Origin of the sequence: Asanoa siamensis (assembly GCF_016862555.1) — a bacterium.
Lineage (GTDB): Bacteria > Actinomycetota > Actinomycetes > Mycobacteriales > Micromonosporaceae > Asanoa > Asanoa siamensis.
Map to the genome: position 1 here is coordinate 41,166 of NZ_BONE01000033.1, position 13,059 is coordinate 54,224.

Sequence of the window (13,059 nt, forward strand, 5' to 3'; positions counted from 1 at the left end):
CCCGTCGATCTCGCCTCGCTGATCCTGGCTCGGTGGACGTCAAAGACGCGGTGCGGGCCTGGCAGAGCGATGGCTTCGTGATCCTTCCCGGGTTTCTGCCCGCGGCCGAGTTGACCGCCGCCACCAAGGAACTGGACCTGCTGTTTCCCTCCGCCGACGGGTTCCATGACGGCACCGATCCGCGGCGGGGGCGTTTCGTCGGCGACGAGTTCGCCGGGATCGACACCTTTCCGTTCGCCAGCACGGAGATCAGCCTCCTGGCCGTGAACGATCGCATCCTGGGGTTGGCCGCAGCCCTGCTGCAGGACGACGACGTTCACCTCTACGGGGCGGAGGCCTGGGCGAAATACACCGGCGCCTGCGACTACGACCAGGACCTCCACCGCGACTACCTCGGCCACACCATTCTCGTGCCCAGCACCACACCCGGGTGCCAGCAGGTCGAGATGTTCGTGTTCCTCAACGACGTGTTCGAGGATCTCGGGCCGCCGCATCTTGTCTCCCGCGCGCACACCGCCCACCTGCCCGCCGTGCCCAACTGGTTGCTCCGCCCCGGGCACGAGGGCGCCGGCCGCTTCGTGGGGCGCGCCGACCCGGCGCTCTACGACGCCGAAGTGTCCGGAGCCGGGCCCGCGGGCACCGTCATCGCCTTCGAGGCCGGGACCTTCCATCGCGGCACGCAGTTGCGCGCACCGGGCGGCGCCCGCTACAGCATGCATCTGAGCTTCCGGCCATCGAGCCTCCACTGGGGACACCGGGTCGGGTGGGCGATGAAGAGCTACTCCGACGAGTGGGCCGAGTTCGTCCACCGCGCCACCCCGCGTCAGCTCCAGTCGCTCGGCTTCCCGCCGCCCGGACATCCTTACTGGACGCCCGAAACCCTGGCGGGCATGGCCCTGCGCTATCCGAAACTCGACCTCGAGCCCTGGCGCTGAGACTCAGTCCCCGAGCGCCGGTTCGAGGTTCGTCACCGGCACCTCCTCCCGCCGCGGCGCCGGGGCGTGCCGCCCGTCGGTTCGGCGCAGGCCGAACAGCGCTACGGCGGCCGCGCCCAGCATGACGAACGTACCGATCAGATAGCCCCGGTCGAAGCCCTTGACCAAGGCTTCGTTCGCGCCGGCGCCCCGGCCGACGAGATCACTGGTGTACGCCGCGGCGATCGAGCTGATGATCGCGACCCCGATGGCGCTGCCGAGTTGCTGCGACGTGTTGATGAGGCCGGACGCGAGGCCGCTCTCCCCCGGCTGCACGCCGACCGACGCGGTCAGGAACATGGCCGCCCAGGCCAGGCCGGCGCCGATCGCGGTCAGGAGCATGCCCGGCAGGACACCGGCCGCGTACGAGCTGTTCGCGTCACTGAAGCTCAGCGCGAACAGGCCGCCGGCCAGGATGACCAGGCCGGGCAGCAGGGTCGCCTTCGGACCCGCCTTGGCGATGATGCGCTGCGCGAACCTGCTGGCCACGAACATCGCGACCGGCCATGGCACGTACGCCAGGCCGTTCTGGATGGGGCTGAAGCCCTTGACGTCGGCCAGATACAGGGTCGGGAAGAACATCATGACGAACATCCCCGCCCGCATCAGGAACATCGTGGTGTTCGTGACCGCCAGCGCCCGGTGGCGGAAGATGCCCAGCCGGACGAGCGGGTGCCGGGACCGGGCCTCGATCACGAAGAACAGCGCGATGAGCGCGGCGGCTCCGGCGATGATCCACCACACCTTCGCGGAACCCCAGCCCCAGTCGGCGGCATTCACGATGCCGTACACGAGAAGCAGTAGCCCGGCGGTGATGGTGACCGCACCCGGCAGGTCGATCCGGTTCCTCTCCCCCGCGACCCGGTGGCGGCTGTTCGGGATGACGCGCAGGGCGCCGATGACGGCGATCGCCGCGATCGGCACGTTGACCAGGAAGATGGCCCGCCAGCTCAGCCACTCGGTGAGGACGCCGCCGGCCAGCATGCCGGACGCGCTGCCGGACGCCGTGACCGCGCTGAAGACGCCGAGCGCCTTGGCCCGGTCGGCGACGCCCTCGAAGGTGACGATGATGATCGACAGGACGGCCGGCGAGGTGAGCGCGCCGCCCAGGCCCTGCACCGCGCGACCGACGATCAGCGTCTCCGGGTTCTGCGCCAGCCCGTTGACCAACGACGACACACCGAACAGCGCCAGGCCGATGACGAACATGCGCTGCCGGCCGATCAGGTCACCGGCCCGACCGCCGAACAGCAGGAAGCCGCCGAACAACAGGACGTAGACGTTGATGACCCACTGCAGTTGGCCCTGACTCTCGAAGCCCAGGCTCGTGGAGATGGACGGCAGGGACACCGTCACGATGGTCGCGTCGAGCACGACCATGAACTGTCCGATCAGGACGATCCAGAGGATCGCCTTGGAGTTCTTCACTGTTCCCCCGTGCAGGAGCTACGGCCGCGGGGCGCGGCGGTCGGTGGTGCAGGTCTCGGCGCAGACGTCCGCGTCGGGCGCGCCGGCGAGCGTGACCCGCGGGGACTCGTCCCAGGCCTGGGTGATGACGCGCAGGTAGGTGTCGATCTCCTGGGCGCCGGACAGGCCGTAGCGTTCGTCGACGACGGTGAACGGGACGCCGCGCGCCCCGAGCCGCAGCGCCGTCTGATGGTCCGCCCGCACCCGGTCGCGGTAGCGCCGGTCGGTGAGCGCCACACGCACCTCGCCGGCGTCGAAGCCGAGATCCGTGGCGAACGCGACGACGGCGTCGAGGCTGAACAGCGTCCGGCCCTTTCCGAAGTGGTCGCGGTACGCGCGGCGCCAGGCCTCGGTGTTGCCCCCGTGCTCGGCGGCGAAGGCGAGGAACTCGTGGATCAGCTCGGTGTTGCCCATGTCACGGTCCATGACCTCGTAGGGCTGCAGGCCGTCGCGCCAGGCCAGCCGCTCGATCGGCCGGATGTAGTCCTCGGCGGCTTGGCCGACCTTTCCCACCCGGCGCAGCACCTCGCGCTGGGAGATGCCGTCGCCGGTGGGCAGGTCCGGTGCCATCACGAACGACCGGTGCACCACCTCGACCCGGTCCCGGTGGTCGAACCGCGCCAACGCCTCGTCGAGCCGGTAGTTCGCGAGCCCGCACTAGGGGCACACGATGTCCGACCAGATCTCGATCCTCATTCGCATCTCCAACACTTACGACTTGTGCGTAACCACATCGTGCGTCAGGATCAAAGGGCTTACAAAAGGCACTTTTGTGTTCGTACGAGGAAGAGGTGGCGCCCGTGCCAACCGCGGCGGACTTTCGTGCGGCCGGACTCCGGCTTCCCGGGCCCTGCGAGGAATGGGCCGACGACGCGGGGTTCATCCGGGGGGTCGTCGATCGCGTCGGCGACAAGTGGACCGTTCTCGTGATCGGCACGCTCGGCGACGGGCCGCGCCGCTACACCGACCTCCAGCAGGCGATCCCCGGCATCTCCCAGCGCATGCTCACCCTGACGCTCAAACACCTCACCCGCGACGGCCTCGTCGAGCGCACGGCCTATCCGGAGGTCCCACCCCGGGTCGAATACGCGCTGACCGGCCTCGGCCAGTCGCTACTGAGCTCGGTCCTGGCGCTGGCCCGGTGGGCCTACGACCACCGCGACGACATCCGCACCCACCGCGCGACGTTCGACCGGACGAACACCGCCTGAAGCCCCGCTCCACGGTCGTCCGCATCGGAGGGCGACAGAACAGCTCCGTCGTACGCGGGCGGTTGTGTAGGCGTCGCTCGTGCGGGTAGCCCGTCCTGGGAGCGACGTGAGGAGCATGGACATGAAGGCTGTCGTCTACAGGGCCCCGTACAAGGTATCCGTCGAGAATGTCGATGATCCAAGATCGAACAACCTGGTGACGCCGTCATCCGGGTGACCACCGCCAACATCTGCGGATCGGACCTGCATCCCTACGAGGGCCGCGCGTCGATGGACCCGGGCATGGTCTTCGGCCACGAGAACATGGGCGTCGTGGAGGAGGTCGGCCCCGGCGTCGACCGGATCAAGGTCGGCGACCGGGTGTCGGTGCCGTTCAACCTCGCCTGCGGTACGTGCCGCAACTGCAACGACGGATTCACCTCCGCCTGCCTGCGGGCGAACCCCTCCGGTCAGCCCGGCGCCGGCTACGGCTACCCGATGATGGGCCCCTACTGGGGCGGGCAGGCCGAGTTCCTGCGCGTGCCGTGGGCCGACTTCAACCTGCTCGAACTGCCGGCCGGCACGGAGCACGAGAACGACTTCACGATGCTGTCCGACATCTTCCCCACGGGCTACCACGGCACCGAACTGGCCGGCGTCGCCCCGGGCAAGACGGTGGCGATCTACGGCGCGGGGCCGGTGGGGCTGATGGCCGCACACAGCGCGGTGCTGCGCGGCGCCTCTCAGGTCTTCGTCGTCGACAAGGAGGCCGACCGGCTGGCGCTGGCCACCGAGTACGGCGCCACCGCCGTCGACTTCTCGCAGGTCGACCCGACCGAGACCATCATGGACGCCACCGACGGCTTCGGCGTCGACTGCGGCGTCGAGGCGGTCGGCTACCAGGCGCACGACCAGACCGGCGAGGAACACCCGGAGCTGGCCCTGGACCAGCTCGTCGGCGTCGTCCGCGCCACCGGCGGCTTGGGCGTCGTCGGCGTCTACGTGCCCGAGGACCCGCAGGCGGCCACGGAGCAGGCGAAGCAGGGACGGGTCGCGTTCGACTTCGGCGCCGCCTGGACCAAGGGACTGCGGATCGGCACGGGCCAGTGCCCGGTCAAGGCGTACAACCGCCACCTCCGCGACCTGATCATCCGCGGCGAGGCGCATCCGTCGAAGATCGTCTCGCACGAGCTGCCGCTCGACCAGGCGGTCGAGGCCTACGACCACTTCGACAAGCGCGAGGACGGCTGGACGAAGGTCCTCCTAGGCCCAGGCCGGTCCGCCTGACGCCCAGGCACCGGCGCTCCTGCTCACGGGCGGGGCGCCGGTGCGAGGGTGGCCGCGCCGAAGGAGACCGAGAAGCGCTTGCACCAGATCGCGGCGCTCGTCAGTTGGTCCAGGTTCGTGCCCGCCGGGATCGCGTACGCCTGATCGCCCTTGTTGCCCTTGAGCTCTCCGAGCTCGACCCAGGCGCCGTCGTCGAAGACGCGCCACCCGCCCGCGCCGGACCGCACCGGCTGGTCGGAGAGCCATACGCGCAGGTCCGGGCCGTTGGAGGTGTCGAGGCCGACCAGCTCGAGCACGTGCGATCCGTCGACGTTCAGCACGATCCGCGCCAGGCCGCTGGTGTCGTGCTCGTGGCTGACGAACTGTCCCTGCCGCACGACCGACGGTCGAGAAGCCGCGGCGGGGGCCGGCGACGCCGGGCTCGGGCTCGGCGACGCCGGGACCGCGGCCAACGACTCGTTGACCTCACGGTCGGTGACGAGTTTCCACGGCTGGAACCAGTAGAGGCCGACCCCCGCGCCGAAGACGAGGAGCACCACCGCGACCCACACCAACGGCCGGCGAAGCAGACGCGCGATCACGCTTTGAGTAGACCGCGAATCGGTCGGGAAAGTCCTTACCGAACGGTGACGACTCGCGGTGAATAACGGGCCGGGCGGGGTATTCGGACGTCATGGCTACGACGAAGCAGACGAAGGCCGCAAGGTCCAACGTGCGTAAAGCCCAGGCCGGGGCCAAGGCGAACAAGTCGATCTCGAAGATGCCCGCCAAGACCCGCACCGCGTTGGGGAAGCAGGGCGCGGCGGTCGCGCAGCGGAAGCGGACCGGGTCGAGCGAGCCGAAGACCCGGGCGGAGTCGTACGAGATGGCGAAGAAGCGGAACCTGCCCGGCCGGTCGAAGATGGGCCGCGACGAGTTGGCCAAGGCGTTGGGTCAGTGAGGCGGCTGCCGTTCGATCCGGACCGTGACCTGGCGGCCCGCCCCGGCTAGCTGGTCCAGGCCCGCGTTCACGACGCCCAGGCGGACCAGGCCCGGGGCGGGCACCGTCTGACCGAGATCGGCGTAGTAGATGGCCAGCACCTCGGTCGAGGGCCAGAAGTAGATCTCTCCCGGGGTCGGGTCGTGGATCGGTGCCGCACCCTCGACCGCCAACGTGTGCGGCAGCCGCCCGGACTTCGCCTGCCCCCACACGTCCCGCAGCCGCACGGTCAACGGCAGCATGGCGGTGAACTCCTGCGCCGCGGGAGTGTCGGCCAGGGCCGCGGTGACCGTCTGGCCGTCGAACCGCAGCACCACGCCGGCGCCCGACGGCGCGGCCGGCAACGTCGAGTCGGGCGCCGGTCCGGCCAAGGTCGAACAGCCCGACAGCACGGCGGTCGCTGTCACGACAACCACAAGGCGCGTCCACGAGGTCACGCACCCAGCACACCCGCGCCGGGCGGCGCCAGGAAGTCACTGGCGATGGGTGTACTGCCAGTACGTTCCCCGCGCCGGGCGCGCGCCGTACCGTCGGTGTCGTGGACAACCGGGTCGAGGTGCGTGAGTTCCTGACCTCGCGCCGTGCGAAGGTCAGCCCCGCGCAGGCCGGCCTTCCCGTCAGCGGGCACCGCCGGGTCCCGGGGCTGCGGCGCAGCGAGGTGGCGGCGCTGGCCGGGATGAGCGTGGAGTACTACGCGAAACTCGAACGCGGCTCCCTGGCCGGCGTCTCCGCCGGTGTCCTCGAGGCGATCGCCGGCGCCCTGCGACTCGACGACGCCGAACGGGCGCACCTGCTCCGCCTGGCCCAGGCGGCCGACGGCAGCCTCCGCAGCCCCCGCCGCCGCAGCCGGCAGACCGTGCGCCCGAGCCTGCAGTGGTCGCTCGACGCCATCACCACGCCGGCCGGCGTCGGCAACGACCGGCTGGACCTGCTGGCCACCAACCACCTCGGCCGCGCCATGTTCAGCGACCTCTACGCGGGCGCGAGCACCACGCCGAACTTCGCCCGGTACATCTTCCTCGACAGCGCCGCCCGCCGGTTCTATCCCGACTGGGACCTGGCCGCCGAGACAGCCGTCGCGAACCTGCGCACCGCGGCCGGCAAGAATCCCCACGACAAGGGCCTGCAGGACCTCGTCGGCGAGTTGTCGACCCGCGGCGACGAGTTCCGCCGCCTCTGGGGCGCCCACAACGTGCGTACGCATGGGGCCGGGGTCAAACACTTCCACCACCACGTCGTCGGCGACCTCACCCTCGCCTACGAAAGCCTCGACCTGCGCGCCGAACCGGGCCTCGCCATGACCATCTACGCCGCCGAGCCCGGCTCACCGACCGCCCACGCGCTCACCCTCCTCGCGTCCTGGGCCGCCACCACCGGGCTCGAGGTCCGTGGCAAGCTCATGTCCCGTGACCGATGATCTCGCGAACGACCACCCGCACGGCCCGCTGATCGCACAGGCCATCGAGGCTCGTCCGTGAGGGCCGTCATCGGCACGACGGCGGTCGCGTTCATCATCTCGCTGTTCGGCACGCCGGTGGCCATCCGGGTCTTCACGGCGCTCAAGGCGGGCCAGCCGATCCGATCCATCGGGCCGGCCACCCACCTGAGCAAGAAGGGCACGCCCACGATGGGCGGCGTCGCCTTCATCGTGGCGACCGTGCTGGCCTACGTCGCCGGGCACCTCGCCCTGACCACGCTGCCCGAGCGGCAGATCGCGCAGGAGGGGCCGACCATGACGGCCCTCGTCCTGCTCGGGCTGCTGGTCTTCTGCGGCGTGGTCGGGTTCTTCGACGACATCCTCAAGGTGCGGCGGCGCAACTCCGACGGCCTGTCCGCCAAGGGCAAGCTGCTCGGCCAGGCGCTGGTCGGCGGCGGGTTCGGCGTCGCCGCGCTCTACGTGGCCAGCACCAACGGCCAGACCGTGGCCAGCGAGCACATCTCGCTCTTCCGCGACATCAGTTGGCTGGACGTCGGCAAGATCGGCTCGGTGCTCGTGTTCGTCTTCGTCATCACGGCGATGTCGAACGGCGTGAACCTGACCGACGGTCTCGACGGCCTGGCCACCGGCGCCTCGGTCCTGGTCCTCGGCGCGTACGCGGTGATCGGTTACTGGCAGTATCGGCACTGGTGCGCCGACATCCCGTACGCCCGCGCGAACGAGTACTGCTACCAGGTCCGCGATCCGCTGGAGATCGCCATGATCGCCGCGGCGGCGGCCGCCGCCTGCCTGGGCTTCCTCTGGTGGAACACGTCCCCGGCCAGGATCTTCATGGGCGACGTGGGCTCGCTGGGGCTCGGCGGCCTGATCGGCGGGCTCGCGGTGGCCACCCGCACCACGCTGCTCTCCATCCTGATCGGCGGCCTCTTCGTCATCGTCACCACGACCTGGGTGATCCAGATCGTCTCGTTCCGCACGACCGGCAGGCGCGTCTTCCGGATGGTGCCGCTGCACCACCACTTCGAGCTCGGCGGCTGGAGCGAGGTCAACATCGTGGTCCGCTTCTGGATCGTCGCGGGCGTCTGCGTGGCGGTCGGGCTGGGCCTGTTCTACTCGGACTACCTGGCGGCCGTCGGGTAACCGTCGCGGATCCGGGCGTGCAGGTGCTGGTCGTGCCAGCCGTCCTCATGCAGCAGGGCGCTGCGCATCGTGCCTTCGACGGCGAAGCCGGCCTTGGTCGCCACCCGGCACGACGCCTCGTTGGCCGTCGCGTGGCACAGCCGGAGCCGGTGCAGGCCCAGGTCGTCGAACGCCCACCGGCTCAGGCGCCGCGTGGCCTCGACCGCGGCACCACGGCCGCGGCCCGCGGGCAGGAGCCAGTAGAGGATCTCGGCGCTGCCGCCGGCGAGATCGAGGCCGTCCAGGCCGATCAGGCCCACCGCCGGGCCGCCGCCGGAACGGGCGATGGCCCAGATCGCGCCCTGCTCGTGCCGCCAGCGCGCGCCCATGCGCGCGATGCGCTCCCGCGCCTCCGCGGCAGAAGCCACGACCAGCAGGTTCCACCGCCGGATCGCCGGGTCCTGGCCGGCCGCGACCAGGGCGTCGGCGTCGCTGACCCGCCAGGGCCGCAGTTCCACGTCGCCGGCGAGGGCGAGCACGGGTTGGGCCAGCGTGGCCAGGCTGCCCGGGGGGACGACGGGTGGGACGGCCGAAGTGATCAACGACCGGCCGATGGTTTCGCCCACGTGCGGGAGTATCGCCCCACAGCCGATCGTCAGGCGATCCAGGCCGGGAGGTCGTCGGAATCCACGAGTGTCACGCGGGCCTGTGTCGCCGCGGCGCGGACGGGTGGCGGCACCGGGCCGGACGTGACGAGGACCGTGACGTCGCCGCGGCCCAGGTAGCGGGCCGCTTCCGCGAAGCGGGACACGTCCGCCGCCGTGAGGCTCGCGGGGTCGCGCGGACAGCGCAGCAGCCAGCGGCGCCCGTCCCGGGCCACGCCGACGACGTCGGTGCCCAGGTGGCCGAGGGTGCTGGTGACCGTCACCCGGCGCCAACCGCCGGCCCGCAGCACGGTCGCGACGCGGGCGGCGAGGTCGCCCTCGGTCATTCGGCGGCGTCTGGCGGCGAGCCGGGCTCCGACGATCGCCACCACGACCAGACCGGCCACGATCAACTCGGTCGGCACCCGCAGGAGTTGCGCGGCGGCGACGAGGGCGCCGACGCAGGTCCCGGCGATGACGAAGAGCGGTGTGTCCCTGGTCCGGCGCGCCGGAGGCGGGGCGAGGCGCAGGGGTGGGCGGGCCAATGGAACCTCCGAGGGATGTCGCGTCCCGTCCGTGGGGTGTCTCGTCGACGGCGCCGGGTCTGACTTCCGAACCGCGGCGACGCCGCGAACTCGGTCACAGTGGCGCGACCGTGCCGGGTTTGCACCGGCTTCCAGATGCCGTCCTGATCTCGCTCGCCCGCAGCTTACGGAACGGCCGGTGTCGTCCCGAGCCCGGACCGGCGTACCTGTTCGAAGTGGAACGCGCGGATGAAGCAGTCCCGCGGTTGACCCACCGCGAAGAGCACGCAGTCCACGACCGACCGCGCCGTGAGGTCACCGTCCGCGCGCCGCGGCCCGTCCTGCACGAAGTCCGGTGGAAACAGCGAGATCACGCGGATGCCTTCGGGCCGGAGCCGGTACGAGAGGATCTCGGCGAAGCCGGCGTGCGCGTGTTTGGCCGCGTAGAACGCCGGATGCGCACCCGAGCGGTGGTGCCCCACCTCGCCGCAGGCCGAGATCATGTTGACGACGTCGGGCCGCGACGACGTGCGCAGGAGCGGCAGCAGATGCTTCGTCAGGAGCACCGTGCCGGTCCCGCCGCCGGCCAGCACGCTTTCGATCGCGTCGTCCGAGGCGTCGGCCAGGTCCTCACCCTCGACGTACGCGGCGCCGTTGTTCACCAGCACATCGAGGTGACTGCTGCGGTCGGCGACGGCCGCGGCGAACGCGCGCACCGAATCCGGCGCGGCGAGGTCACAGTGGAACGCCTCCGCCCGGCCCGCGCCGCGCTCGTTGATCGCATCCGCGACCGCGCGGGCCGCCGGCAGGTCACGCGCCGAGAGGAAGACCCGCGCACCGCGTTCGGCGAACGCCTCGGCGAGCAGCCGCCCGGTGTCACGCGCCGCCCCGGTGACCGCGACGTGCAACCCGTCAAGATCCATAGCCGCCAGTCAAGCAGCTGAACCGAGGTTGAGGTCAACAAACGCTTCCCGTGCGTTCATCGTCCACCCGTACCCTGAGCGCGATCTTGGGGGTCCGATGGCTGTCGAGCAGCGTCCGCCGCGACCGCGCGGAGTGCGGTCGCATCCTTTGTTCGACAGCCGCACGATGGTGCTGCGCCTGACCCACGGGGTCGGCGGCGGCGACGAAGGCTCGGAGATCGGCGGGCGCGCGAAGGTCTGTGGCGCCGACCACGACGTGACGTACGCGATCTCCGGCGACGCGCTCGACTACCGCGGCACCCGCTTCGGGCTGAACGCCGAACGGACCGATGCCGGCGAGGGCCTCTATCACCGTCGGCTCGAAGGCACGTGGGACGGCCAGGACGACCTGACCGTCTCCACGTCTCTCCTTCGGATCGAGATGGACGCCGCCGGAACGGCGACGGCCGGCGTCGACCCGCGCAACCCGGCGGTCACCCTTACCCTGCGCCGCGCCACCGAGTCCGACTTCGCCGCGGCCTGCGGCGCCTAACCGTGTTCGGCGAGCGAGCGGCACGCGAGCTCCGCCAGCAGGACCGCGCCGTCCGCGAGGATCGCGTCGTCGAACACCGCGCGGGGGCTGTGGTTGACCGGTGCGTGCTCCGGGTCGTCGGCGGCCGACGCACCGAGGATCAGATAGCAGCCGGGGACCTCGTCGAGCACCCGGGAGAAGTCCTCGGCGCTGGCGACCGGATGCGGCATCGGCTGGAAGCGCTCCGGGCCGAACACGTCCGCGACCACCCCGCGGGCGAACGCGTACCGGTCGTCGTCGTTGACGGTGAGCGGGTACCGCTGCGCGTACTCGACCTCGGCCGTCAGGCCGTGTGCCTCCGCGATGCGCTCGCACAGCCGCCGGCTCTCGGTCCGGATGGCGGTGCGGCTGGCCGCGGAGAACGTCCGTACGGTCGCGCCGAACGAGGCGGTGTCGGGAATCGTGCTGGGACTCGTCCCGGCGTGGAAGGTCCCCACCGTGACGACGACCGGGTCGAACACGTCGAAGCGTCGGGTGACGAGGGTCTGCAGCGCGGTCACCACCTCCGCCGCCACGCTCACCGGGTCCCGTCCCCGGTGCGGCAGGGAGCCGTGCCCGCCCCGGCCGTGGATTGTCACGCGGAGTTCGTCGAAGGCGGCCATCACGGTGCCGGGCCGGCTGGTGAACTGCCCGCGCGGCGTGCCGTAGGACCGGACGTGCAGCGCGTACGCGGCGCTGACCCGCCGGCCGGCGGCGTCCAGGACGCCTTCCGCGATCATCCGGCCGGCGCCGTCCCAGCCCTCCTCGCCCGGCTGGAACATGAACACCACGTCCCCGGGCAGCTCGTGGCGGCGGCCCGCCAGCAGCCGGGCCGCGCCGACCAGGATGGCGGTGTGCAGGTCGTGCCCGCAGGCGTGCATGGCGCCGTCGACCACGCTCGCGTAGTCCAGGCCGGTCGCCTCGTGGATCGGCAACGCGTCCAGGTCGGCGCGGAGCAGCACGGCCGGGCCCGGCCGGCCGCCGCGGAGCACCGCGGTCACCGAGCTGAGGCCGGTGCCGCGGGTGATCTCCAGCCTCAGGCCGTCGAGCGCGTCGAGCACGGCCCGCTGGGTGCGCGGCAGCTCGAGGCCGATCTCGGGGTGCCGGTGCAGGTCACGGCGCAGCCGCACCAGGTCGTCCTGGAGCGCCGCGGCGTCGTCGCTCATCGGCCCGCCGCCAGCAGGTGGGCGAGGTCGACCGGGCGGACCAGGTGCGGGAAGTGGCCGCCGCCGGCCAGCAGGGTCACCTCGACCTCGGGCAGGGCGGAGACCAACCATCGCTGGTACGCCGGATCCGGCTCCTCGCCGACCACGTACTGATAGGTGACGCCCCGGGCCCCGATCGCGGCCAGCTCCCGCTCGCGGAGCGCGGTGTGCTCGGCGGCGGGCCGCACCAGCAGCTCGTCCCAGTAGCCGAGCAGGAGGTCCTGTCGCGGTGTGGTGGCGGTGTCGACGAGGTGCCGCGCGGCGTCGGGCAGCCGGTCGACGCCCATCCGCGCCCGCATGCCCGCCCAGACATCGAGGAAGTCCGGCCCGCGCAACGTCGCCTCGGACCGGCGCAGCAGCTCCGCGAACCCGCCGGCCAGCAGCGGCTGGTCGAGGTTCACGACGCCGCGGGCGGCGTACGTCGCGCCGTAGTGCGTGGCCAGCACACCCCCGATCGAGTGGCCCACGACCACCGGCGCGTCCAGGCCGGCGGCGGTCACGGCCGCGTGGACGACCTGGCACACCTCGTCGAGGTGGTACGACGTGCGTCGCGGCGACTCCCCGTGGCCCGGCAGGTCGAACGCGACGATCCGGCGGCCCGGATCCAGCGCCGCCAGCGCCGACAACAGCGGTGCCCAGTGGCGCCGGTCATAGGTCAGCCCGTGCAGCAGCACCAGCGGCGGTCGGTCGTCGGCCACGCCGTAGCTGTCGGCGGCCAGCTCACCGAAGGTCGGCTTGTCGGTCATGTGTGCTCCCCGT

15 protein-coding genes and 1 pseudogene are annotated in these 13,059 nt (G+C 71.6%); 7 read left to right on the forward strand and 9 right to left on the reverse strand.

Annotation, left to right across the window (positions count from 1 at the left end; genetic code table 11):
* Positions 1–50 precede the first annotated feature (50 nt).
* Positions 51–935 carry a phytanoyl-CoA dioxygenase family protein gene (locus Asi02nite_RS20720; RefSeq protein ID WP_203715356.1) on the forward strand — a complete coding sequence of 295 codons (885 nt, stop codon included), beginning with the start codon at positions 51–53 and terminating at the stop codon, positions 933–935.
* Between the two features lie 3 nt (positions 936–938).
* On the opposite strand, the gene Asi02nite_RS20725 is transcribed toward Asi02nite_RS20720, so the two are convergent.
* Entirely contained in the window at positions 939–2,402 is a 1,464-nt protein-coding gene (locus tag Asi02nite_RS20725; RefSeq protein WP_203715358.1) for an MFS transporter, read from the reverse strand.
* A gap of 18 nt (positions 2,403–2,420) precedes the next feature.
* Positions 2,421–3,086 (reverse strand): annotated as a pseudogene (locus Asi02nite_RS20730) (DsbA family oxidoreductase); the annotation flags it as partial.
* Between the two features lie 155 nt (positions 3,087–3,241).
* Between Asi02nite_RS20730 and Asi02nite_RS20735 the strand changes: the two are divergent.
* Both Asi02nite_RS20735 and Asi02nite_RS20740 read left to right on the forward strand, forming a co-directional pair.
* Positions 3,242–3,652 (forward strand): winged helix-turn-helix transcriptional regulator, encoded by a 411-nt coding sequence (locus Asi02nite_RS20735; protein WP_203715369.1) that lies wholly within the window; start codon positions 3,242–3,244, stop codon positions 3,650–3,652.
* Positions 3,653–3,865: 213 nt separating this feature from the next.
* Positions 3,866–4,918, forward strand: a complete 1,053-nt coding sequence (locus tag Asi02nite_RS20740) for a glutathione-independent formaldehyde dehydrogenase (protein WP_239126862.1) — start codon at positions 3,866–3,868, stop codon at positions 4,916–4,918.
* Between the two features lie 23 nt (positions 4,919–4,941).
* Here the strand turns inward: Asi02nite_RS20740 and Asi02nite_RS20745 are convergent, their stop codons facing one another.
* Entirely contained in the window at positions 4,942–5,499 is a 558-nt protein-coding gene (locus Asi02nite_RS20745; protein WP_203715371.1) for a DM13 domain-containing protein, read from the reverse strand.
* Between the two features lie 92 nt (positions 5,500–5,591).
* On the opposite strand from Asi02nite_RS20745, the gene Asi02nite_RS20750 reads away from it, so the two are divergent.
* Positions 5,592–5,858, forward strand: a complete 267-nt coding sequence (locus Asi02nite_RS20750; RefSeq protein WP_203715372.1) for a hypothetical protein — start codon at positions 5,592–5,594, stop codon at positions 5,856–5,858.
* Here the strand turns inward: Asi02nite_RS20750 and Asi02nite_RS20755 are convergent.
* Entirely contained in the window at positions 5,852–6,304 is a 453-nt protein-coding gene (locus Asi02nite_RS20755; RefSeq protein WP_203715375.1) for a cyclophilin-like fold protein, read from the reverse strand. The two genes, Asi02nite_RS20750 and Asi02nite_RS20755, sit on opposite strands and share 7 nt — an antisense overlap.
* A gap of 131 nt (positions 6,305–6,435) precedes the next feature.
* Here Asi02nite_RS20755 and Asi02nite_RS20760 point away from each other — a divergent pair, with 131 nt between their 5' ends.
* Together Asi02nite_RS20760 and mraY are read left to right on the forward strand one after the other, a co-directional pair.
* Complete coding sequence (locus Asi02nite_RS20760; RefSeq protein ID WP_203715376.1) at positions 6,436–7,314, forward strand: helix-turn-helix transcriptional regulator; 879 nt, start codon at positions 6,436–6,438, stop codon at positions 7,312–7,314.
* A gap of 57 nt (positions 7,315–7,371) precedes the next feature.
* Entirely contained in the window at positions 7,372–8,475 is a 1,104-nt protein-coding gene (mraY, locus tag Asi02nite_RS20765; protein ID WP_203715378.1) for a phospho-N-acetylmuramoyl-pentapeptide-transferase, read from the forward strand.
* On the opposite strand, the gene Asi02nite_RS20770 is transcribed toward mraY, so the two are convergent.
* The 3 genes from Asi02nite_RS20770 to Asi02nite_RS20780 form a co-directional block, all read right to left on the reverse strand.
* The gene (locus tag Asi02nite_RS20770; RefSeq protein ID WP_239126863.1) at positions 8,454–9,080 is read right to left on the reverse strand and encodes a GNAT family N-acetyltransferase; all 627 of its coding nucleotides are present in this window, start codon (positions 9,078–9,080) and stop codon (positions 8,454–8,456) included. The two genes, mraY and Asi02nite_RS20770, sit on opposite strands and share 22 nt — an antisense overlap.
* A gap of 29 nt (positions 9,081–9,109) precedes the next feature.
* Positions 9,110–9,643: a restriction endonuclease gene (locus Asi02nite_RS20775; RefSeq protein WP_203715380.1), complete on the reverse strand. Its 534-nt coding sequence runs from the start codon at positions 9,641–9,643 to the stop codon at positions 9,110–9,112.
* 164 nt (positions 9,644–9,807) lie between these two features.
* Positions 9,808–10,545 (reverse strand): SDR family NAD(P)-dependent oxidoreductase, encoded by a 738-nt coding sequence (locus Asi02nite_RS20780; RefSeq protein ID WP_203715382.1) that lies wholly within the window; start codon positions 10,543–10,545, stop codon positions 9,808–9,810.
* Positions 10,546–10,711: 166 nt separating this feature from the next.
* Between Asi02nite_RS20780 and Asi02nite_RS20785 the strand changes: the two genes are divergently transcribed.
* Entirely contained in the window at positions 10,712–11,077 is a 366-nt protein-coding gene (locus Asi02nite_RS20785) for a hypothetical protein (protein ID WP_203715384.1), read from the forward strand.
* Here the strand turns inward: Asi02nite_RS20785 and Asi02nite_RS20790 are convergent.
* Together Asi02nite_RS20790 and Asi02nite_RS20795 are read right to left on the reverse strand one after the other, a co-directional pair.
* Positions 11,074–12,261: a M20 metallopeptidase family protein gene (locus Asi02nite_RS20790; protein ID WP_203715386.1), complete on the reverse strand. Its 1,188-nt coding sequence runs from the start codon at positions 12,259–12,261 to the stop codon at positions 11,074–11,076. The genes Asi02nite_RS20785 and Asi02nite_RS20790 overlap by 4 nt on opposite strands.
* On the reverse strand, positions 12,258–13,046 hold the full coding sequence (locus Asi02nite_RS20795) for an alpha/beta fold hydrolase (RefSeq protein ID WP_203715388.1): 789 nt from the start codon (positions 13,044–13,046) through the stop codon (positions 12,258–12,260). The genes Asi02nite_RS20790 and Asi02nite_RS20795 overlap by 4 nt, the downstream gene beginning before the upstream one ends.
* Between the last annotated feature and the right edge of the window lie 13 nt (positions 13,047–13,059).

Coding starts and splice junctions, on each gene's coding strand:
- Asi02nite_RS20750 (WP_203715372.1), top strand. CDS start 5,592: ATGGCTACGACGAAGCAGACGAAGGCCGCAAGGTCCAACGTGCGTAAA.
- Asi02nite_RS20780 (WP_203715382.1), bottom strand. CDS start 10,545: ATGGATCTTGACGGGTTGCACGTCGCGGTCACCGGGGCGGCGCGTGAC.
- Asi02nite_RS20785 (WP_203715384.1), top strand. CDS start 10,712: ATGGTGCTGCGCCTGACCCACGGGGTCGGCGGCGGCGACGAAGGCTCG.
- Asi02nite_RS20790 (WP_203715386.1), bottom strand. CDS start 12,261: ATGAGCGACGACGCCGCGGCGCTCCAGGACGACCTGGTGCGGCTGCGC.
- Asi02nite_RS20795 (WP_203715388.1), bottom strand. CDS start 13,046: ATGACCGACAAGCCGACCTTCGGTGAGCTGGCCGCCGACAGCTACGGC.